This window comes from Pseudomonas sp. NY15364, assembly GCF_048068235.1.
GTDB classification, from domain to species: Bacteria; Pseudomonadota; Gammaproteobacteria; order Pseudomonadales; family Pseudomonadaceae; genus Aquipseudomonas; species Aquipseudomonas mendocina_D.
The window spans coordinates 1-19421 of record NZ_JBLUPX010000047.1 but is presented as its reverse complement, the minus strand read 5'-3'; the positions used below and the strand labels follow the sequence as shown (position 1 = coordinate 19421).

Annotated in this window: 24 protein-coding genes; 12 read left to right on the top strand and 12 right to left on the bottom strand. The window is 62.1% G+C overall.

Annotation, left to right across the window (positions count from 1 at the left end):
• Nucleotides 1-148 precede the first annotated feature (148 nt).
• The 4 genes from ACNFCJ_RS22795 to ACNFCJ_RS22780 all read right to left on the bottom strand — a co-directional run bounded on the left by ACNFCJ_RS22795 (nucleotide 149) and on the right by ACNFCJ_RS22780 (nucleotide 3288).
• A complete protein-coding gene (locus ACNFCJ_RS22795) occupies nucleotides 149-916 on the bottom strand; it encodes an SDR family oxidoreductase (protein WP_106741463.1) in 768 nt (255 codons plus the stop codon).
• A 16-nt stretch (nucleotides 917-932) separates the two neighbouring features.
• Nucleotides 933-2000, bottom strand: a complete 1068-nt coding sequence (locus ACNFCJ_RS22790) for a phosphotransferase family protein (RefSeq protein WP_416773732.1) — start codon at nucleotides 1998-2000, stop codon at nucleotides 933-935.
• A 221-nt stretch (nucleotides 2001-2221) separates the two neighbouring features.
• Entirely contained in the window at nucleotides 2222-2533 is a 312-nt protein-coding gene (locus tag ACNFCJ_RS22785; protein WP_003459932.1) for an SCP2 sterol-binding domain-containing protein, read from the bottom strand.
• A 56-nt stretch (nucleotides 2534-2589) separates the two neighbouring features.
• Complete coding sequence (locus ACNFCJ_RS22780) at nucleotides 2590-3288, bottom strand: histidine phosphatase family protein (protein ID WP_416773731.1); 699 nt, start codon at nucleotides 3286-3288, stop codon at nucleotides 2590-2592.
• A gap of 200 nt (nucleotides 3289-3488) precedes the next feature.
• Between ACNFCJ_RS22780 and sohB the strand changes: the two genes are divergently transcribed.
• Together sohB and ACNFCJ_RS22770 are read left to right on the top strand one after the other, a co-directional pair.
• Nucleotides 3489-4508, top strand: coding sequence for a protease SohB (gene sohB / locus ACNFCJ_RS22775; protein ID WP_416773730.1), 1020 nt, complete (start codon nucleotides 3489-3491; stop codon nucleotides 4506-4508).
• Between the two features lie 72 nt (nucleotides 4509-4580).
• Nucleotides 4581-5570 (top strand): YhdH/YhfP family quinone oxidoreductase, encoded by a 990-nt coding sequence (locus tag ACNFCJ_RS22770; protein ID WP_416773729.1) that lies wholly within the window; start codon nucleotides 4581-4583, stop codon nucleotides 5568-5570.
• A gap of 54 nt (nucleotides 5571-5624) precedes the next feature.
• Here the strand turns inward: ACNFCJ_RS22770 and ACNFCJ_RS22765 are convergent, their stop codons facing one another.
• Nucleotides 5625-6392: a DODA-type extradiol aromatic ring-opening family dioxygenase gene (locus tag ACNFCJ_RS22765; RefSeq protein ID WP_416773728.1), complete on the bottom strand. Its 768-nt coding sequence runs from the start codon at nucleotides 6390-6392 to the stop codon at nucleotides 5625-5627.
• A gap of 105 nt (nucleotides 6393-6497) precedes the next feature.
• Between ACNFCJ_RS22765 and ACNFCJ_RS22760 the strand changes: the two genes are divergently transcribed.
• Complete coding sequence (locus ACNFCJ_RS22760; protein WP_416773727.1) at nucleotides 6498-7154, top strand: thiopurine S-methyltransferase; 657 nt, start codon at nucleotides 6498-6500, stop codon at nucleotides 7152-7154.
• Nucleotides 7155-7210: 56 nt separating this feature from the next.
• Here ACNFCJ_RS22760 and htpX read toward each other — a convergent pair whose 3' ends face one another.
• The 3 genes from htpX to ACNFCJ_RS22745 form a co-directional block, all read right to left on the bottom strand.
• Nucleotides 7211-8083 carry a protease HtpX gene (htpX, locus tag ACNFCJ_RS22755; protein ID WP_099524396.1) on the bottom strand — a complete coding sequence of 291 codons (873 nt, stop codon included), beginning with the start codon at nucleotides 8081-8083 and terminating at the stop codon, nucleotides 7211-7213.
• Between the two features lie 94 nt (nucleotides 8084-8177).
• Nucleotides 8178-8624: a hypothetical protein gene (locus ACNFCJ_RS22750; RefSeq protein WP_099524394.1), complete on the bottom strand. Its 447-nt coding sequence runs from the start codon at nucleotides 8622-8624 to the stop codon at nucleotides 8178-8180.
• Nucleotides 8625-8630: 6 nt separating this feature from the next.
• Nucleotides 8631-9842, bottom strand: a complete 1212-nt coding sequence (locus ACNFCJ_RS22745; protein WP_106732405.1) for a pyridoxal phosphate-dependent aminotransferase — start codon at nucleotides 9840-9842, stop codon at nucleotides 8631-8633.
• A 278-nt stretch (nucleotides 9843-10120) separates the two neighbouring features.
• Between ACNFCJ_RS22745 and msrB the strand changes: the two genes are divergently transcribed.
• Nucleotides 10121-10516 carry a peptide-methionine (R)-S-oxide reductase MsrB gene (msrB, locus tag ACNFCJ_RS22740; protein ID WP_099524388.1) on the top strand — a complete coding sequence of 132 codons (396 nt, stop codon included), beginning with the start codon at nucleotides 10121-10123 and terminating at the stop codon, nucleotides 10514-10516.
• Nucleotides 10517-10557: 41 nt separating this feature from the next.
• Here msrB and ACNFCJ_RS22735 read toward each other — a convergent pair whose 3' ends face one another.
• Entirely contained in the window at nucleotides 10558-10731 is a 174-nt protein-coding gene (locus tag ACNFCJ_RS22735; protein ID WP_179576682.1) for a PA1571 family protein, read from the bottom strand.
• A 289-nt stretch (nucleotides 10732-11020) separates the two neighbouring features.
• Between ACNFCJ_RS22735 and ACNFCJ_RS22730 the strand changes: the two genes are divergently transcribed.
• From ACNFCJ_RS22730 to ACNFCJ_RS22710, 5 genes are read left to right on the top strand one after another with little or no spacing between them, the layout of a single operon-like run.
• Nucleotides 11021-12136, top strand: coding sequence for an ATP-NAD kinase family protein (locus ACNFCJ_RS22730; protein WP_416773726.1), 1116 nt, complete (start codon nucleotides 11021-11023; stop codon nucleotides 12134-12136).
• A 9-nt stretch (nucleotides 12137-12145) separates the two neighbouring features.
• A complete protein-coding gene (locus ACNFCJ_RS22725) occupies nucleotides 12146-12736 on the top strand; it encodes a DUF1287 domain-containing protein (RefSeq protein WP_416773725.1) in 591 nt (196 codons plus the stop codon).
• Nucleotides 12733-13167, top strand: coding sequence for a thiol-disulfide oxidoreductase DCC family protein (locus ACNFCJ_RS22720; RefSeq protein ID WP_416773724.1), 435 nt, complete (start codon nucleotides 12733-12735; stop codon nucleotides 13165-13167). Before ACNFCJ_RS22725 ends, ACNFCJ_RS22720 begins: the two co-directional genes overlap by 4 nt.
• Entirely contained in the window at nucleotides 13160-13567 is a 408-nt protein-coding gene (locus ACNFCJ_RS22715; protein ID WP_416773723.1) for a DoxX-like family protein, read from the top strand. Before ACNFCJ_RS22720 ends, ACNFCJ_RS22715 begins: the two co-directional genes overlap by 8 nt.
• Nucleotides 13568-13575: 8 nt before the next feature.
• A complete protein-coding gene (locus ACNFCJ_RS22710) occupies nucleotides 13576-15333 on the top strand; it encodes an ABC transporter transmembrane domain-containing protein (RefSeq protein ID WP_416773722.1) in 1758 nt (585 codons plus the stop codon).
• Here the strand turns inward: ACNFCJ_RS22710 and rhtA are convergent.
• The 3 genes from rhtA to ACNFCJ_RS22695 form a co-directional block, all read right to left on the bottom strand.
• Nucleotides 15330-16181 carry a threonine/homoserine exporter RhtA gene (gene rhtA / locus ACNFCJ_RS22705; protein WP_416773721.1) on the bottom strand — a complete coding sequence of 284 codons (852 nt, stop codon included), beginning with the start codon at nucleotides 16179-16181 and terminating at the stop codon, nucleotides 15330-15332. The genes ACNFCJ_RS22710 and rhtA overlap by 4 nt on opposite strands.
• Before the next feature lie 71 nt (nucleotides 16182-16252).
• Nucleotides 16253-16534, bottom strand: coding sequence for a pyrimidine/purine nucleoside phosphorylase (locus ACNFCJ_RS22700; protein ID WP_017676765.1), 282 nt, complete (start codon nucleotides 16532-16534; stop codon nucleotides 16253-16255).
• 138 nt (nucleotides 16535-16672) lie between these two features.
• Nucleotides 16673-17221: an exonuclease domain-containing protein gene (locus tag ACNFCJ_RS22695; protein WP_416773720.1), complete on the bottom strand. Its 549-nt coding sequence runs from the start codon at nucleotides 17219-17221 to the stop codon at nucleotides 16673-16675.
• A gap of 186 nt (nucleotides 17222-17407) precedes the next feature.
• Between ACNFCJ_RS22695 and ACNFCJ_RS22690 the strand changes: the two genes are divergently transcribed.
• From ACNFCJ_RS22690 to ACNFCJ_RS22680, 3 genes are all read left to right on the top strand, one after another.
• On the top strand, nucleotides 17408-18280 hold the full coding sequence (locus ACNFCJ_RS22690; protein WP_416773719.1) for an NAD(P)-dependent oxidoreductase: 873 nt from the start codon (nucleotides 17408-17410) through the stop codon (nucleotides 18278-18280).
• Nucleotides 18281-18353: 73 nt separating this feature from the next.
• Entirely contained in the window at nucleotides 18354-18605 is a 252-nt protein-coding gene (locus tag ACNFCJ_RS22685) for a YkgJ family cysteine cluster protein (RefSeq protein ID WP_099524370.1), read from the top strand.
• A 65-nt stretch (nucleotides 18606-18670) separates the two neighbouring features.
• Entirely contained in the window at nucleotides 18671-19270 is a 600-nt protein-coding gene (locus tag ACNFCJ_RS22680) for an START domain-containing protein (RefSeq protein ID WP_416773718.1), read from the top strand.
• Nucleotides 19271-19421 lie beyond the last annotated feature (151 nt).

Sequence of the window (19421 nt, the reverse complement as noted above, 5' to 3'; positions counted from 1 at the left end):
GTCCTACCTCATCGCCGTGAGGATCGCAGTTATCCGCGAGCGGTCAAACCCAAGCCGTCCAAGTATCCGACCAGAAATAAAAATGCCAGTCAGCTTAACTGACTGGCATTAACCTATAGGGTGCCTTTGTCGTTTAGGGTACTTGGTGTCAGGAGAGGAATCCGCCATCCACGTTCAGCGCCACACCAGTGGTGTAGCTGGACGCTTCGCTGGCCAGATACAACACCGCGCCGGCCATCTCGCTCGGGTCGGCCACTCGCTTGAGCGGGATGCGCTGCAGGGCATGCTTGAGGATGGCATCGTTCTTGGTCAGTGCCGAAGCAAACTTGGTGTCGGTCAGGCCCGGCAGCAGAGCGTTGCAGCGAATGCCGAACTGCGCGCACTCCTTGGCGAAGACCTTGGTCATGCTGATCACCGCGGCCTTGGTCACCGAGTAGATGCCCTGGAACTCGCCGGGGGAGACGCCATTGATCGAGGCGACGTTGATGATCGAGCCACCGCCGTTTCCCTTCATCAGCTTGCCGCCTTCGATGGACATGAAGTAGTAGCCGCGAATGTTCACGTCCACGGTCTTCTGGAAGGCGGAGAGGTCTGTGTCCAGCACGTTGCAGAACTGCGGATTGGTCGCGGCGTTGTTGACCAGGATGTCGAGGCGGCCGAACTGTTCCTTGATCTGCGCGAAGACGTTGGTGATCTGCTCCATCTCGCCGATGTGACAGGCGATGGCAGTGGCTTTACCACCTTCAGCGGTGATGGCATCCGCCACGGCCTGGCAGCCGTCGATCTTGCGGCTGGAGACGATCACGTGCGCGCCTTGCTGGGCCAGCAGCTTGGCAATGGCCTCGCCGATGCCGCGGCTGGCGCCGGAAACGAAGGCGATCTTGCCATCGAGGTCAAACAGTTGGGTCTTGGACATTGTAATTACCCCGGGGTTAGAGAGTGGATTTGCCGATGACCTGCAGGCACATCTGCTCCAGCAGCTTGTTCATCTGAATGAACTGGGCGAAGCGCTTGTCCTGGGTCTGGCCGTGGTAGAAGCGGTAGTAGATCTGTTGCACGATGCCGGCCAGACGGAACAGGCCGTAGGTGTAGTAGAAGTCGAAACTCTTGATCTCGATGCCGGCTTTTTCGGCGTAATAGTCGACGAACTGCTGGCGGGTAAGCATGCCCGGCGCGTTGCTCGGCTGGCGGCGCATCAGTTGCACCGGTGCCGGGTCACCGGCTTCGATCCAGTAGGCCAGGGTGTTGCCCAGGTCCATCAGCGGGTCGCCGATGGTGGTCATCTCCCAGTCGAGCACGCCGATGATCTGCATCGGGTTGTTGGGGTCGAGGATCACGTTGTCGAAGCGGTAGTCGTTGTGCACGATGCCTGGCTTGTGATGGTCGGCCGGCATCTTGTCATTCAACCAGGCCTTGACCGGCTCCCAGGTTGGTGCGTCCGGAGTAAGGGCTTTCTCGTAGCGCTCGCTCCAGCCCTTGATCTGACGCCCGACATAGCCCTCGGGTTTGCCCAGGTCGCCCAGGCCGCAGGCGTTGTAATCGACGTTGTGCAGCTCCACCAGCTTGTCGATGAAGCTCTTGCAAAGTGCGGCGGTCTGCTCGGCGCTGAAGTTCAACTCGGCAGGCATGTCCGAACGCAGGATGATGCCCTTGACCCGCTCCATCACATAGAACTCGGCGCCGATCACCGACTCGTCGGTGCAGTGCACGTAGGCTTTCGGGCAGTAGGGGAAGCCGGCATTGAGCTGGTTTAGAATGCGGTACTCACGGCCCATATCGTGGGCCGACTTGGCCTTGTGGCCGAACGGCGGGCGGCGCAGGACGAACTCCTGCTGCGGGTATTCGATCAGGTAGGTCAGGTTCGAAGCGCCGCCGGGGAACTGGCTGATCTTGGCTGTGCCACTCAGGCCCGGAATATTGGCTTTCAGATAAGCGTCGATGACGTCGGCGTCGAGTTCTTCGCCGGTGCGAATGCGGGTGGATTGGTCAGTGAGCGCCATGCTTATCCCTTCTATTTATGATGGGTGCCCCAGATAATTGGCTAATCTAATGCTGCACCCTGGCTGTCACAAGCAATACGCGCCGTTATAGGCGGGCGTGTTGCACCTCGATCAAACTGCCTGATCAGTCATCTTCAACCTGAGCCTTCAGCCTGTGCGCAGGCAATAAAAAACCGGAGTGCCAGGACTCCGGTTTTCGTGTTTTGCGCTCGGCTCGCCGATCAGACCGGGAACAGTTCGCCCAGCTTCATCGCCAGCATCATGTCGCCTTCGGCGCGCAGCTTGCCAGCCATGAAAGCCTGCATACCGTCGGTTTCGCCGCTGACGATGCCCTTGAGGGTTTCGCTGTCCATGATCAGGGTCACGTTGGCGTTCGGGTTGTCGCCTTGCTCGAGGGCGCAGGTGCCGTCTTTGACGATCAGCGCGTAGTTCTCGCCATCTTCGATGTTGAATTGGAATACCAGATCCAGGCCTGCAGCGGCGCTGGCGTTGAACTTGGACTGCATGGTTTGGGCGATGTCAGCAACACTCATGGTCTTATCCTTTTTCGGTTTTTTCGCGCAGCCTCTCGGCCGCAGTGGGCTGGAGCTCATCGATAGGTGATGAGCTCCGGCGCCTTCAGCAGCTGTAAATGCACATGGCTGTTGAAGGAAGCCAGACTCACCTCGCTGCCACGGAATTTCAGCTGGCTGAGCGAGGTATTGACGATCTGCCAATTCAGTTCGAAGGCCTTTGCCGCCGGCACGCCGGTAATCAGGCGGAGCAGGGCGGTGATGGTGCCGCCGGAAGTGAATACGGCAATGTTCTGTTTGCTGTTGGCCTGTTCGAGGATGCGCCGCAGGCCGCCTTCGACTTGTTCGACATAAGCCTGCCAGCTCTGCAGGCCTGGTTTGTCATGTTCGCCGGAAATCCATCGCTGGATCAGTCTGGCGAACAGGCGCTGGAACTCGGCACGGTTCTGCGCACCGTTGCGCAGAATGTGCAGGGCTTCGGGCTCTTCCGGCAGCAGATCCGGCAGCAGTGTACGAATCACTGCATCGGCGTCGAATTCGTTGAAGGCTTCGTCTATATCCAGTGTCGGCGCATGGCTCATGCGCTGCAGGGCTGCGTTGGCGGTGTGCTGCTGGCGACGCAGGCTGCCACTGACGCAACGATCGAGGGCTATGCCGAGTTGTTCGAGGTGTTCGCCCAGCACTTCGGCTTGGCGTACGCCGACAGGAGACAGGACATCATAGTCGTCTGCACCGAATGAGGCCTGGCCATGTCGAATCAGATAGATGCTGCCCACGTCCGTATTGGTCCCGGCACGTTGAATGTTTCGCGAGGGTATGAGGAAGCTCAGGGGCTGTCAACGAAAAAACATACGCTTGTTTGAATTACTCGTATGGCTATTGCAGCAACGCTGCCGAGGTTGGCCGCTAGGCCGCCGCGCCGGTATGCTTGAGCCTTTGTGCGCTCAGGCGCCGCTGCATTGTCCGAGGGGGATCCGTGGAGTTTCTAAGCGAGTACGCCAGCTTTCTGGCGAAAACCCTGACCCTGGTGGTCGCTATCGTCGTGGTGCTGGTGGCGATCGCCGCCACGCGCGGCAGGGGGCGGCGTGGCAGTGGCCAGCTACAGGTGCAGAAGCTCAATGACTTCTATAAGGATCTGCGTGAGCGTCTGGAGCAGAGCGTGCTGTCCAAGGACCAACTCAAGGCCACGCGCAAGGCCGAGGCCAAGGCGGCCAAGCAGGACAAGAAAGCGCCGCCCAGCAAACCGCGGGTGTTCGTGCTGGATTTCGATGGCGATATCAAGGCATCGGCTACCGATAACCTGCGCCATGAAGTGACGGCGTTGTTGTCCATGGCCAAGGCCGAGGACGAAGTGGTGCTGCGTCTGGAAAGCGGTGGTGGCATGGTGCACAGCTACGGCCTGGCTTCGTCGCAGCTGGTGCGCATCCGCGACGCCGGCATCCCACTGACCGTTTGCGTGGACAAGGTAGCAGCCAGCGGCGGCTACATGATGGCCTGCATCGGCCAGAAGATTCTCAGTGCGCCTTTTGCCATTCTCGGCTCCATTGGCGTGGTGGCGCAGTTGCCCAATGTGCATCGTCTGCTGAAGAAGCACGAGATCGACTTTGAAGTGCTGACAGCTGGTGAATACAAGCGCACCCTGACCGTGTTCGGCGAAAACACCGAAAAGGGCCGGGAGAAATTCCAGGAAGACCTGGAAACCACTCACGAGCTCTTCAAGGGCTTCGTCGCCCGTTACCGCCCGCAGCTGGATATCGACGCCATCGCTACTGGCGAGGTCTGGCTGGGCATGGCCGCGCAGGAGCGCCTACTGGTAGATGAACTGAAGACCAGCGACCAGTACCTGGCCGAACGCGCCGCTGAGGCTGAACTGTTCCATTTGCATTTCGCTCAGAAAAAAAGCCTGCAGGAGCGTGTCGGGCTGGCGGCCAGCATGGCGGCAGATCGCTTCGTCCTGACCTGGTTGAGCCGGCTCAATCAGCAACGCTTCTGGTAACGCTTCGTTCATGATGGGCTGCACGACCGACTTGCGTCGCGCAGCCGCGAACCACGACAAGAGGAGAGGGTGATGACCGAGTTCAAGGCCTTGCTGGTCAGCGAAGGCGCCGATGGCGGTTTCCAGCGTGAAGTAGTCCAGCGCAACGTCGAGCAGTTGCCGCAGGGCGAGTTGTTGATCCGCGTGCGCTATTCCTCGCTCAACTACAAGGACGCGCTGTCCGCCAGCGGCAATCGTGGTGTGACCAAGGCCTACCCGCACACGCCCGGTATCGACGCGGCAGGTGTGGTTGAGGCTTCCAGCGTTGCCGAATTCGCCGTGGGTGACGAGGTGATCGTCACCGGCTACGACCTGGGCATGAATACCGCCGGTGGTTTTGGCCAGTACATCCGCGTGCCGGCAGCCTGGGCGATCAAGCGCCCGCAGGGGCTGCCGCTGCGCGAGGCGATGGTGCTCGGCACTGCAGGCCTGACCGCCGCGCTGTGCGTGGACAAGCTGGAGCAGGCTGGCGTCACTCCTGAATCCGGTACGGTGCTGGTCACTGGTGCTACCGGCGGGGTTGGCAGTATCGCGGTCGTGTTGCTCAAGCAGCTTGGTTATCGCGTAGCCGCGGCTACCGGCAAGGCCGAGCAGGCGGATTTCCTGCGTGGTCTGGGCGCCGACGAGATCGTCAGTCGCGAGGAGCTGCAGCAAGGCAGCGACCGACCGATGCTCAAGGAGCGCTGGGCGGGCGCGGTCGATACCGTGGGCGGCGATATTCTGTTCAATGTGGTCAAGTCGCTGCGCCACAGCGGCAGCGTGGCCTGCTGCGGGCTGACCGCTGGCGTCGGCTTCCAGGCCAGCGTCCTGCCGTTCATCCTGCGCGGGGTCAACCTGCTGGGGGTGGATTCGGTGGAGCTGCCACTTGTGGTCAAGGCATCGATGTGGGACAAGCTCTCGCTGCAGTGGAAGCTCGATCTCTCGCCGCTGTGCCAGGAAATTGGCCTGGCGGAGTTGCCGGCGGCTATCGAGCGGATATTGGCCGGTGGCATGGTCGGCCGCATCCTGGTGCGGTTGGACTGAATGAGCGAGGCCCGTCGATGACGGGCCTCGTTGTTTCTGGCGCGTGTCTGTCGTCTAGTCGAAGCGATAGATGTCCATACCCAGCGCGCCGTAGGTGAAGCCTGCGTGAATCACGGAAAAGGCTTCGCCTGCGCCACGAGCGAAGAACAGCGGTAGCAGATGTTCTTCGCTGGGATGGTTACGTACGGCGTTGGGTGCCTGCCGGCGGTAGTGGTGCAGGGCCTCTTCGTCGTTCGCTTCGAGCTTTTCCACCACCCAGTCGCGAAACTCCTTGGCCCAGGGCGTGATGACGTCGGGGCCGGCGCGCCAATCGAGCTCGCCGAGGTTGTGGGTGATGCTGCCGGAGCCGATAAGTAATATGCCTTGTTCACGCAAGCTGCTCAGTGCACGACCCACACGCGTCTGCTGCTCGGGGCCAAGGCGGCTGGGTAGCGAAAGCTGCACCACGGGGATATCGGCTTGCGGATACATCAGCGACAACGGAACCCAGGCGCCATGATCGAATGGGCGCCGGGCATCGAGCGCTGCCGGCAGGCCCGCGTGATTCAATTGTTCTGCGATCTCCTGGGCCAGTTCTGGTGCGCCGGGAGCAGGATACTGCACGGCGTACAAGGGCGCCGGGAAGCCGCCGAAATCGTGCCAGGTCTGCGGATGCTCGCCCGCCGTCAGCAGCAGTTGCTCGCTTTCCCAGTGCGCCGACACCACCACGATGGCCTTGGGCCTGGGCAGCTCGGCGGCCAGCCTGGCCAGTGCGGGGCCGCTGGCACCTGGGTCAAGGGCCAGCATGGGCGAACCGTGGGATATGAACAGTGAGGGCAGCATGACGATCAGCTCCTGAAGTAGGATGTCGCCATCTTCGTTGCTGGACCTATCGACTTCCAGCATAAATAGTTGAGCATTCCTATCGAATTTGTGGAGGTTTCACTCATGCACGAGGCGTTCTGGCAGGAGCGTTGGGCGCGCAGCCAAATCGGCTTTCATCAGGAGAAGGTCAACGGTTATCTGCGTCGACACTGGGCTCGGCTCGGGCTCGCCGAACAGGCGGCAGTGCTGGTGCCGCTGTGTGGCAAGAGCCTGGACCTGGCCTGGCTGGCGGAACAGGGCCACACCGTGATTGGTGTCGAACTGGCCGAGCGCGCCGTGGAGGATTTTTTCGCCGAACGTGATGTACAGCCACAGATCTCGCAGCAGGGAGCCTTCAAGATCTATCAGGCCGGCAAGCTACGTATTCTCTGCGGCGACTTTTTCGCCCTGAGCCACGCTGACGTTGCCGACTGCCAGGCATTCTATGACCGTGCCGCGCTGATCGCGCTGCCGCCGGAGATGCGCGAACGCTACGCCGCTCACCTGCAGGCGATTCTGCCGTCAGCCTGTCAGGGTCTGCTGGTGACCCTGGTATACGACCAGCAACGCATGGATGGCCCACCGTTCTCGGTCGAGGACGCCGAGGTCGAGCAGTGCTTCACGCCAGGTTGGGTGCCGCATGAGCTGGAGCGCAAGGATGTGCTGAGTGGCAACCCGCGTTTTGTCGAGAATCAGCTTGATGCGGTGGAGGAGGTGGTGTTTCACCTGGCGCGCCGCTAAAGCAGCGAGCAATGAAAAAGGCGACCCTGAGGTCGCCTTTTGTTTCGCGGTTTCGATCAGCCGCGGCGGCGCAGCGCCTCGATGCGATCTTCCAGCGGCGGGTGGCTCATCAGCAGACCGGCCAGGCCGTTCTTCAGGCCGCCGTTGATGCCGAAGGCAGTCAGGCTGTCGGGCATCTGCACCGGCACGCCCTGTTCGGCGCGCAGACGCTGCAGCGCCGCGATCATGGCGCCGGTACCGGCCAGGCGGGCACCGGCTTCGTCAGCCTTGTACTCACGTTTGCGCGAGAACCACATGACGATGATGCTGGCCAGGATACCCAGCACCAGCTCGGCGAAGATGGTCGCGACGAAGTAGCCGATACCGTGGCCGTCTTCATTCTTCAGGATCGCCTTGTCGACGAAGTTACCGAAGATGCGTGCGAAGAACATCACGAAGGTGTTCACCACGCCCTGGATCAGTGCCAGGGTGACCATGTCACCGTTGGCCACGTGGCCGATCTCGTGGGCCAGCACCGCGCGCACTTCATCAGGCGAGAAGCGCTCGAGCAGACCCTGGCTGACGGCGACCAGCGCGTCGTTCTTGTTCCAGCCGGTGGCGAAGGCGTTGGACTCGTAGGCCGGGAAGATACCGACTTCCGGCATCTTGATGCCGGCTTCACGGGACAGCTCCTCGACGGTCTGCAGCAGCCACTGTTCGTGACGGGTGCGCGGCTGGGTGATGATCTGCGTGCCGGTGCTCATCTTCGCCATCCACTTGGACAGGAACAGCGAGACCAGTGAGCCGGCGAAACCGAACACGGCGCAGAAAATCAGCAGGCTGCCATGGTTCTGGCCGGTGAACCGATCGACCCCCAGCAGTTTGAGGGTGATGCTGGCGATAACCAGAACCGCCAGGTTGGTTGCCAGGAACAACATAATGCGCATCATGGTGTGAACGGACTCCTCACGGGGAAAGACGTACGAGTAATGCCGGCTATATAAGGGCGCCCCCCTGGGGCTTTCAACCAGCGACTATTTCAAACTATGTCTCTTGACCGTGTAGCGTGCTCTCGAACAGCAGGCGAGTGAGGCGGGCAGTGCGCTCGCCGTGCTGCTGGGCCAGGGCCTCGCGTAGCTGAAAGGCCAGTGTGGCATGGACTCGGCGCACGCTAGGCGGCAGCACTTCACCCTCGCGCAGAGCATGGGGAATCGCGCGCGACAGGCGCAGAAAACCCTTCTCGGTTAGCACGGCCTGATCCAGCGCATCGTAGGCGATGGTCGACTCGAAACGCAGATAGCCTTCTTCGGCCAGCCACAACAGTGCACCCAGGCAGGCCTGGTGACGCTTGCTGGGCAGTCCGAATTCGTCCGGCTCCTCGCGCCCGATCAGGTCTTCCACGTACAGCGCCATCTTGCGCGGGAAGGCCTGGTAGAGCATGAGCAGGCCGCTGGCGGCGTCCTTGTAGAAGTCGTCGATCTGCAGGTCCATGTCGGCTTACTGGCTGTATCCCTTGAGGAAGTTGCCGATGCGGCCGATGGCCTGCTCCAGGTCATCGACGCGGGGCAGGGTGACCACGCGGAAGTGATCCGGCCACGGCCAGTTGAAAGCGGTGCCCTGAACGATCAGCAGCTTCTCGGAAAGCAGCAGGTCGAGGACGAACTTCTCGTCATTGTGGATTGGGCAGACCTTCGGGTCGATCTTCGGGAAGGCGTACAGCGCGCCCATTGGTTTGACGCAGCTGACCCCGGGAATGTCGTTGAGCAGCTCCCAGGCGCGGTTGCGCTGCTCTAGCAAGCGGCCGTTTGGCAGTACCAGGTCGTTGATGCTCTGGTAGCCACCGAGTGCGGTCTGGATCGCATGCTGGCTTGGCACGTTGGCGCACAGGCGCATGTTGGCCAGGATATCCAGGCCTTCGATGTAGCTCTGCGCCCTGTGTTTGGGCCCGGAGATGGCCACCCAGCCAGAGCGAAAACCGGCCACGCGGTAGCTCTTGGACAGGCCGTTGAAGGTCAGGCAGAGCACGTCGGGTGCCAGCGAAGCGGTGCTGATGTGCACGGCGTCGTCGTAAAGGATCTTGTCGTAGATCTCGTCGGAGAAGATCACCAGGTTGTGCTGGCGCGCCAGCTCAACGATATCCTGCAGCACTTCCTTCGAATACACCGCGCCGGTGGGGTTGTTCGGGTTGATCAGCACCAGTGCCTTGGTATTGGGCGTGATCTTGGCGCGCATGTCGGCGATATCCGGGAACCAGCCGGCCTGTTCGTCGCACAGGTAGTGCACCGGCTTGCCGCCGGACAGGGCCACGGCAGCAGTCCACAGCGGATAGTCAGGTGCCGGAATCAGCACCTCGTCACCGTTATTTAGCAGTGCCTGCATGGCCATGACGATCAGCTCGGATACGCCGTTGCCGAGGTAGATATCCTCGATGGTGACGCCTTCGACCTGCTTTTGCTGGTAGTACTGCATCACCGCCTTGCGTGCGCTGAACAGCCCTTTGGAGTCGCTGTAGCCCTGCGCCGTAGGCAGGTTGCGGATGACGTCCTGAAGAATTTCTTCCGGAGCCTCGAAACCGAACGGCGCCGGGTTGCCGATATTCAGCTTGAGGATGCGATGACCTTCCTCTTCCAGACGCTTGGCGTGCTTGAGCACCGGTCCGCGAATGTCATAGCAGACGTTGGCGAGCTTGTTCGATTTGCTGACCTGCATGTAAGGAATCCCGAGCTAAGGAGAGCCCACGCAAATATGCTGCAAAATTCTCTCGACGGGGAATCTTGGCAGCCTGTAACGCGGGTGACAGACTGGGGTCGAATCATACGTGGCGCCCTGAGCGCGGCAAAGGTATCCGCCCGGCTTTTTTCTGGCCTGCCACAGGGTGCACAGTGACCGAGCAGTCGCACACCGCTCGCTTTGGCAGCGGTTGCCACCAGGCGCTGGCGCAGCCTGCAACGCCGCGTATCGCCCATTACCGAGGAGGAACTCCGTTCGTGGATAAAGTCGACAAACCCCTGGATAGCTGGCGCGAAGAGCTGACTGACGAGCAGTTTCATGTCTGCCGGCTAGGTGGCACTGAGCGGCCGTTCACCGGCGCTTATCACGACAGCAAAACCCCTGGCATCTACCACTGCGCCTGCTGTGGCGAGGCGCTGTTCGACTCGGACGCCAAATACGACTCGGGCAGCGGTTGGCCGAGCTATTTTCAGCCGATCAATGACGAGGTGATCGCCAGCCTCGACGATTACAGCCATGGCATGCATCGCATCGAAGTCAAATGCGCCAAATGCGACGCGCATCTGGGGCATGTGTTCCCCGATGGCCCACGCCCGACCGGGTTGCGCTACTGCATCAACTCACTGTCGTTGAAACTGGTGCCGAGCGAGTAAGGTATGCGCGCTGGGCACGTTGAGAGCCCAGCGCAGCGGATTCACGCCTGCTGGCTGACGCGTTGGCGACTTTCTTCCAGGGCGTCACACGCCTCTTGGATCATGTCTTCGGTAATGGGCACTTCGCGGCCTTGGCCGTCGATGATAAAACCGCCCACCGGTTCATGCTGTTGCGCGGTGGCGGGGCATTGGGCAGCGTTGTCTTGCAAGCTCATGGCCTGTCTCCTCATCAGTGGTGTGCGCCAGTCTGGGACATCCAGATGAAGGCGCGGTGACAATCAGGAACCTGCTCGAAGTCTGCTGCACGTCGGCCATGCTGCGTTGAAATCGGGCTCAGAAAGCTCATTTACTACTCGTAAACTCGCTTGTTCGCCCGATTTCGCCTTGCCTGGCTCTAGCTCGCAATACTTTAAACAGATTCCAAGACGGCGGAACTCCGTCACAAAACACAGTGCAAAAATCGTATTGCAGGCTGCGTGCCAGCCTGTGTGGAACGAGGAACTCATGTCGCGTTTTCATATTGGTCTGATCATCAATCCGCTGGCCGGCCTAGGTGGCCCGGCAGCGTTCAAGGGTAGCGACGGCATGGCCGAGCAGGCGCTGGCTCTGGGTGTCGAGCCAAAAGCTGCACAACGTACGCTCACCGCGCTTGAGCAGTTGTTGACCCTGCAAGAGCGCATTGAGTTCGTCAGCTACCCCGGCGCCATGGGTGGCGATCTTTTGGCGCAGATGGGCTTCGAACATCGTTTGCTGGGTGAGTTGAGCGAAGGTGCGACCACCGCCGAAGATACCCAGCGTGCGGTGCGGCAACTGCAGGACGCCGGTGTGGCGTTGATTCTCTTCGCCGGTGGCGACGGTACCGCACGCGATGTTTGCGCCGCTGTGAGGGACGGGCAGCCGGTGTTGGGCATTCCTGCAGGAGTGAAGATCCAGTCCGGCGTCTATGCCATCAGCCCGCGAGCCGCGGGCGAACTGACGGCGCGCCTGGTAGACGGCGGCCTGGTGCGGTTGGCCAGCGGCGAGGTGCGTGATATCGATGAGAGCGCCCTGCGCGAAGGCCGTGTCACCGCACGCTGGTATGGCGAGCTGTGCGTGCCGCAGGAGGGCGGTTACGTGCAGGCAGTCAAGCAGGGTGGCGTGGAGTCCGAAGAGTTGGTGCTTGCCGATCTCGCCGCCTGGCTGGAGGCGGAGTGGGAGCCAGACGCGCGCTACGTGTTCGGCCCAGGCTCGACCCTGCACGGCCTGGCGCAGAACCTGGGGCTGGAAACCACCTTGCTGGGCGTCGATGTGATCGAAGCGGGGCAGGTGATTGCGCGTGACGTCAACGAAAGCGAGCTGTTCGACCTAGTCGACGGGCACCCGACTTACCTGCTGGTGACCGCAATCGGCGGTCAGGGCCATATCATCGGCCGTGGCAATCAGCAGATCAGCCCGCGTGTACTGCGCTCCGTGGGCCTGGAGCGCCTGCGTGTGGTGGCCACCAAGCGCAAGCTGGCGACGCTGGAGGGCCGGCCGCTGCTGGTCGACAGTGGTGACGTGGCGCTGGATGATGCCTTCCCCGATGCCGTGCGGGTCTGGGCGGGGTACAAGGAAGAGTTGCTATACCCGCTGAGTCGATAGGAGATCGAAATGCGCATGCTGGTTCTACTGTTGGCTTGGTCGCTGGCGTTTGCCGCGCAAGCCATAGAGGCTGACAAGCTGGTGCTCGATGCGCGTACGCAGGTCGGCGTGACCTTGGGTTATGACCCGGCCTACCGCACGCTGAGCTATCCGGGCGGCGACGTACCCATGGCAACCGGCGTCTGCACTGACGTGGTGATCCGCGCACTGCGTCAGCAGGGGCTGGATCTGCAGGAAGCGGTGCATCGCGACATGCGCGGCAACTTTGCCGCCTATCCGAAGAACTGGGGGCTGAGTCGCCCGGACAGCAACATCGATCACCGCCGCGTGCCCAACCTGATGACCTGGTTCAAGCGGCAGGGCTGGGCGCTTGCGGTCAAGCAGGATGCCTTGGCCTACCGTGCCGGCGATATCGTCACCTGGGATCTGGGGCGTGGCCTTACCCATATCGGCATCGTCAGCGACCGTCAGGCGGCAACAGGCACACCGCTCGTGCTGCACAACATCGGCCGGGGCACGCAGGAGGAGGACATTCTGTTCGCTTACCGCATCACCGGCCATTACCGCCCGCTGGCGCAGCAGGCGAGCGTTGTGCAATGACCAGGCAATCGCTGCCGCCCGGTCTTGCTGCAGGCGAGCGCGTGGTCCTGTTCGACGGGGTCTGCAAGCTCTGCAATGGCTGGGCGAAGTTCCTCATTCGGCATGACCGCCAGCGCCAATTTCGTCTGGCTTCGGTGCAATCGGCACAAGGCCAGGCATTGTTGAGCTGGTATGGGCTGCCGACGGACCACTTCGACACCATGGCGCTGATCGATGAGACGGGGTTGCACGTACGTTCGAACGCGCTGCTGCGCATCCTTGCGCGCCTATCCCAGCCCTGGCGTGCGCTCGCCTGGCTGCGCCTGATTCCGCGCCCGCTGCGCGATTGGTGTTATGACCGCATCGCGCTGAATCGCTACCGTCTGTTCGGTCGGCATGAGGTCTGCCTGCTGCCCAGCGCCGACCATGCCGAGCGCTTCCTGCATGACTGAGGCGCGTCTGGCGCAGATTGCCTGGCTCGCTCGGCTGGCCTTGGCGTTGGTGTTCATCTGGCATGGGCTGGCACCGAAGATTCTCTGGCTCAGTCCTGATGAGGTGGCGATGATCGGGGCCCATCACTTGCCAGACCATCCGTTGTTCGCGCCGCCAATGATCGCGATCATTGGCGGCGTGGCCGAGATTCTCCTGGGTATCCTGCTGCTCACGGTGCGTCGCCATCGTTGGCCCTTGTTGGTCGCGGGCGCGGTATTGCTGATGCTGCTGCTTGATGTTGCGCTATTGAGCCCCCATCTGCTGATTCAGGCGTTCAATCCGCTTTCGACCAATCTGGCTGCGCTGGCCTTGTGTGCAGTGGCCTGGCTGGCTGAAGCGCCCTCGGCTGCTGCCCCCTGAGACCTGTCATGACCTCGATGCTTTCTTCTCGCCAGCGTGGCGCCATGCGTCTGGCCTGGCGCTTTATCGCGCCTTATCGCGGCCGAGTGGTGGGCGCGCTGCTGGCGCTGATGTTCACGGCCGCGATCACCCTGTCAATGGGCCAGGGCATCAAGCTGCTGGTGGACCAGGGCCTGGCCACGCAATCTCCGGCAGCGCTTCGGCACTCCCTGCTGCTGTTTTTCGTGCTGGTACTGGCGTTGGCCTTCGGTACCTACACGCGTATCTATCTGGTGTCGTGGATCGGCGAGCGGGTGGTCGCGGACATCCGCCGGCGGGTGTTCGATCACCTGATCGAGTTGCATCCAGGCTTCTACGAGAGCAATCGCAGCTCGGAGATCCAGTCGCGGCTGACCGCCGATACCACGCTACTGCAATCGGTGATTGGCTCATCGCTGTCGATGGCGCTGCGCAACCTGATCATGCTGATCGGCGGCAGCGTGCTGCTGGTGGTGACCAATCCCAAACTCAGCGGCATCGTCCTGCTGGCCCTGCCGCTGGTGGTGGCGCCGATCCTGCTGTTCGGCCGTCGTGTGCGCGCGCTGTCGCGGCAGAGCCAGGATCGCGTGGCGGATGTCGGCAGCTACGTCGGCGAAGTGCTGGGGCAGATCAAGACGGTGCAGGCCTACAACCATCAGAACGAGGACAAGCGACGCTTCGGTGAGTCGGCCGAGGCCGCTTTCGATGTGGCGCGCAAGCGCATTGCCCAGCGTTCGTGGCTGATCACCGTGGTCATCGTGCTGGTGCTTGGTGCGGTGGGGGTGATGCTCTGGGTCGGCGGCATGGACGTGATCGCCGGGCGCATTTCCGGTGGTGAGCTGGCGGCTTTCGTGTTCTACAGCCTGATCGTCGGCTCGTCGTTCGGCACGCTGAGTGAGGTGATCGGTGAGTTGCAGCGTGCGGCTGGCGCCGCCGAGCGTATCGGCGAGCTATTGCGCGCCAGTAACGCCATCGTGGCGCCAGAACAGCCGCAGCATCTGCCGCAGCCGGTGCAGGGACGTATCGAGTTGCAGGGCGTGCGTTTCGCCTATCCGTCGCGCTCGGACAGCTATGCCGTCGATGGCATCGATTTGCAGGTGGCGGCAGGTGAAACCCTGGCGCTGGTGGGGCCGTCCGGTGCTGGCAAGTCGACGCTATTCGACCTGCTGCTGCGTTTCTTCGACCCGCAGGGCGGGCGCATCCTCATCGATGGTGTGCCGATCGATCAGCTCGAGCCGCGCGAGCTGCGCGCCTGTTTCGCTCTGGTGTCACAGAATCCCGCGCTGTTCTTCGGCTCGGTCGAAGACAACATTCGCTACGGCCGCCTGGATGCCAGTCAGGCCGAAGTGGAGGCGGCCGCGCGAGCGGCACACGCCCATGAGTTCATCCAGCGTTTGCCGCAGGGCTACCAGACCCATCTCGGTGAGTCCGGGCTTGGGCTTTCCGGTGGCCAGCGTCAACGTCTGGCCATTGCTCGTGCCTTGCTGGCCGATGCGCCGATCCTGCTGCTCGACGAGGCCACCAGTGCGCTGGATGCCGAGAGTGAACACCTGATCCAGCAGGCGCTGCCATCGCTGATGGCCGGGCGTACCACGCTGGTGATCGCTCACCGTCTGGCCACGGTGAAGCAAGCGGATCGCATCGCAGTGATCGAACAGGGCCGTTTGGCTGCCATCGGCAGCCATGCCGAGTTGATCGAAAGTAGCCCGCTCTATGCGCGGCTGGCCGAGTTGCAGTTCGGTACTTAACTTTTTGGCTTGATAGTGGCGGCCGCCCCGGTCGAGGCGACGATGATCGCGCCGACGGCCAGCCACTGGCCCCAGAGCAGCTTCTCGCCTAGAAAGGTCAGGCCGCACATGGCCGCGACTGCCGGCTCGAGGCTCATCAGCACGCTGAAGGTGCGCGCTGGCAGGCGCGTCAGAGCGACCATCTCCAGGCTGTAGGGCAGGGCCGAGGACAGCACCGCGACACCGAGGGCGATGGGTAGCAGGTCTACGCTCAGCAGGTCCGTGCCGGCATGCCAGATGCCAATGGGCAGTACCAGCAAGGCGGCGACCCAGGTGCCCAGGGCAACGGTGTGGCGACCATGCTGGGCGCCGGCTTTCTGTCCGAAGATGATGTACAGCGACCAGCAAACACCCGCGCCGAGTGCCAGGGCTGCGCCGAGCGGATCGATCGCGTGTTGCGTGGCGCCGGTAGGCAGCAGCATCCACAGCCCGGCGACGGCCAGGATCACCCAGACGAAATCCAGCAGGCGGCGCGAGGAAAACAACGCCAGGGCCAGCGGCCCGGTGAACTCCAGGGCCACAGCGATGCCCAGTGGAATGCTTTGCAGCGACATGTAGAACATCAGGTTCATGCCGCCCAGCGCCAGGCCGTAAGCCAGCAGGGAGTGGCACTTGCGCAGGTCCAGACGTGCACGCCACGGCTGCATCACCAGCGACAGGATGATCGCGCCGAGCACCAGGCGCAGCGCCGTGGTGCCTTCGGCGCCGACCAGCGGGAACAGGTTCTTGGCCAGCGAGGCGCCGCTCTGGATCGAGACCATGGCCACCACGAGCAAGGCAATGGGGACGAGAAGTGCGCTGCGTGGCATGGGTATGTCCTGCCGGTGAGCATGAAAGAAAAAACCGGCCGCGAGGGCCGGTTTTTCATGAGGCCTGTGGCTTAGCGGTATTCGCAGAGGTAGGCGGTGTCTACGGCTACCTTCAGCTGGAACTTGCTGTTGGCCTCGACGGTGAACTTGCTGCCGGCTTCGAAGGTGTTCCAGTTGTCGCTGCCTGGCAGCTTGACGGTCAGAGCGCCGGCAACCACGTGCATGACTTCCAGCTGGCTGGTGCCGAATTCGTATTCGCCCGGGGCCATTACGCCGATGGTGGCAGGGCCTTCAGCCATGGTGAAACCGATGGATTTGACGGTGCCGTCGAAGTATTCGTTGACCTTGAACATCTGCGATTCCTCGGAAGGGGTTGAAAAAGTTGCTGGGAGCCATGTTTAACGTCGTGTGACGACGGCCCGAAGGGTAGCCGCCATGCATGGCAGGCCATAAAAGGGTCGCCAGTATGCCCAAGCGCCTTTTCTTCGTCATCAGTCTTTGAGGGGCAATACCAGTGGCAGCAGGCGGGCGGTGTTACGCGCATCTTCGAGGGCGCGGTGCTGTTGCCCTTGAAACTGCATGCCAGCCAGTTGCAGTGCACTGTGCAGGCCAACCGGGCGCTGCAATTGGCGCGCCTTGGCGAAAGCTTGTTTGAGGTTGAGGTGCGGCACCTCGGTCAGCAGGCTGTGCAACTGATGTTGACGCCATTCCTGCTCCAGCTGGCGACGGTCGTAATCACCCCAGCTACTCCAGCCGACCAGGCGTGGCGCATGCTGGGTCAGCCAGCGCTCGAACTGAGCCCAGACCTGGGGCAGGGCAGCGGCGCTGTCGATTTCGGCTTGGGTGATATGGGTGAGTTCGCGGCAGAAGTCGGTCAGGCAGGGGCGGCGCTGTGGCCTGATGAAGCGTTGAAAGTGATCGCGCTCATGACCGTCTGCTCCGACCAGGCTGGCTCCGATTTCGATGATTTCCATTTCTTCCATCGCCCAGCCGCCTTCGTCGGTGGTGGCCTCCAGGTCGATGACTAGCCAATGCCCCATGGACGCTCCTATTAGAACCTGTCTGCGATCTGTTGCGCTTCGGCCTCACTGCATGGAAAAGGTTCCTAGTATCAGGACCAAGTTCAAGCCCCTGCGCTGAGCGGTACCGCAGGCAGTATGGAGGGCCTTTTCGGCCAGGGCAAACGTCGTGTTAGGCTCTGGCGCCTATATCTACAGGAGGTCGCTATGGCAAAGGTCGCGTTTCTCGGTTTGGGCGTCATGGGCTATCCGATGGCCGGGCATCTGGCCCGCAACGGTCATCAGGTGACTGTCTACAACCGCTCGCCGGGCAAGGCCGAGCAGTGGATGGGCGAGTATGCCGGCAGCAGTGCGCCGACCCCGCGTGAGGCGGTGGCGGGCGCCGAACTGGTGATGTGTTGTGTCGGCAACGATGACGACCTGCGCAGCGTGGTGCTCGGCGAGCAGGGCGCATTCGCTGGCATGGCGCCGGGCGCCATTCTGGTCGACCACACCACGGCTTCGGCCGATCTCGCGCGTGAGTTGGCAGCCATCGCAGTCGAGCGTGGTCTCGGTTTTCTCGATGCACCGGTGTCCGGCGGTCAGGCGGGAGCGGTCAATGGCGTGCTGACCGTAATGGTCGGTGGTGAGACCGAAACCTATGCCGTGGCCGAGCCGGTCATCCAGAGCTACGCGCGAATGATGCGCCTGATGGGGGCGGCCGGTAGCGGCCAGTTGAGCAAGATGGTCAATCAGATCTGCATCGCTGGTCTGGTTCAGGGGCTGGCAGAAGCGCTGAACTTCGCTCAGCGCGCAGGGCTGGATGGTCATGCGGTGGTCGATGTGATCAGCAAGGGCGCGGCGCAGTCCTGGCAGATGGAAAACCGCTACAAGACCATGCTGGCGGGCGAGTTCGACTTCGGCTTCGCGGTCGACTGGATGCGCAAGGACCTGTCGATTGTGCTCGAAGAGTCGCGTCGCAACGGCGCACAGCTGCCGGTGACGGCGCTGGTCGATCAGTTCTATGCCGATGTTCAATCCATGGGTGGTGGGCGCTGGGATACCTCCAGCCTGCTGGCCCGCCTGCAGCGTAACCGCTGATCGTGAAAGGCCTCGACGGCAAGTGTGGAGGTCATTAGGATCGCCGCCGTTCGTTTGTAGTCGAGGTCGTTTCATGGAGTGTCGTGCTGGTTGCGGTGCCTGCTGCATCGCGCCTTCCATCAGTTCTCCGATTCCGGGCATGCCCGATGGCAAGCCGGCCGGCGTGCGCTGCATTCATCTTGATGCTGAGTTTCTCTGCGCCATCTTCGGTCGCCCGGAGAGACCTGCAGTGTGCGGAGGTTTCAAGGCAGAAGAACAGTTGTGTGCGGATGACCGCGAGAGTGCCATTCGGATGCTGGGCTGGCTGGAGCAGGCGACGGCCTGACGATTTGAACCGCTTACGGCCCGTGCGGGTCGAAACGCAAACAGTCCTCCCGGGAGTTGCTCGAAATGATGCGTTTTTCCGTTCTGGCCATGCTGTTGTGCGCGACCGCTGCCCAAGCTGCCGAAAGGCAGTGGCAGTTGGAGCGCGAGGAAGACGGTGTCAGCGTTTATCTGGCCGATGTGCCTGGGTCGAAGTACAAGGCCTATCGTGGCGTGGTGACGATCAAGGGCGACCTGGCTGCCCTACAAGCGGCGCAGGAGGATGTCGCCGGCTCCTGCTCCTGGCTCTTCAGTTGCCAGGAGCAGCGACTGCTCGAGAGCAAGGGCGACGTGAGCGAGCTGTACACCCGTTTCGAAATGCCCTGGCCGGTGAAGGCGCGTGATTCGGTGATCCAGGTGACCACACGCACCGATGCGGATGGCGGCGTCACGCGTCTGCTCAAGGCGGTGCCGGAGCGCTTGCCGGAGGAAAAGGACTTCGTGCGGGTGCGGCGTGTCGATGGCGAGTGGCATCTCAAGCCGCTGGGTCAGGGCGAGGTGAAAGTGACCTACGAGGTGCACACTGAACCGGGCGGCAGCGTGCCCTCCTGGCTGGCCAACAGTTTCGTCGTCGATGCGCCGCTGCAAACGCTGCAGGGCTTGCGGACGAAGGTGGAAGGGCGCTGAGCCGGGCCCGCTCCGGTGGTAAGAAAAGAGGCCCGCTTTTATCAGACTGTGTGAAAACGTTCTGAACTGAACCGGTTCAATACAAACGCCTCGATTGATTCGGGGCGTTTGTGTTTTTACTGGTGCAATGATGCAAAGTGCAGCGCTCAGG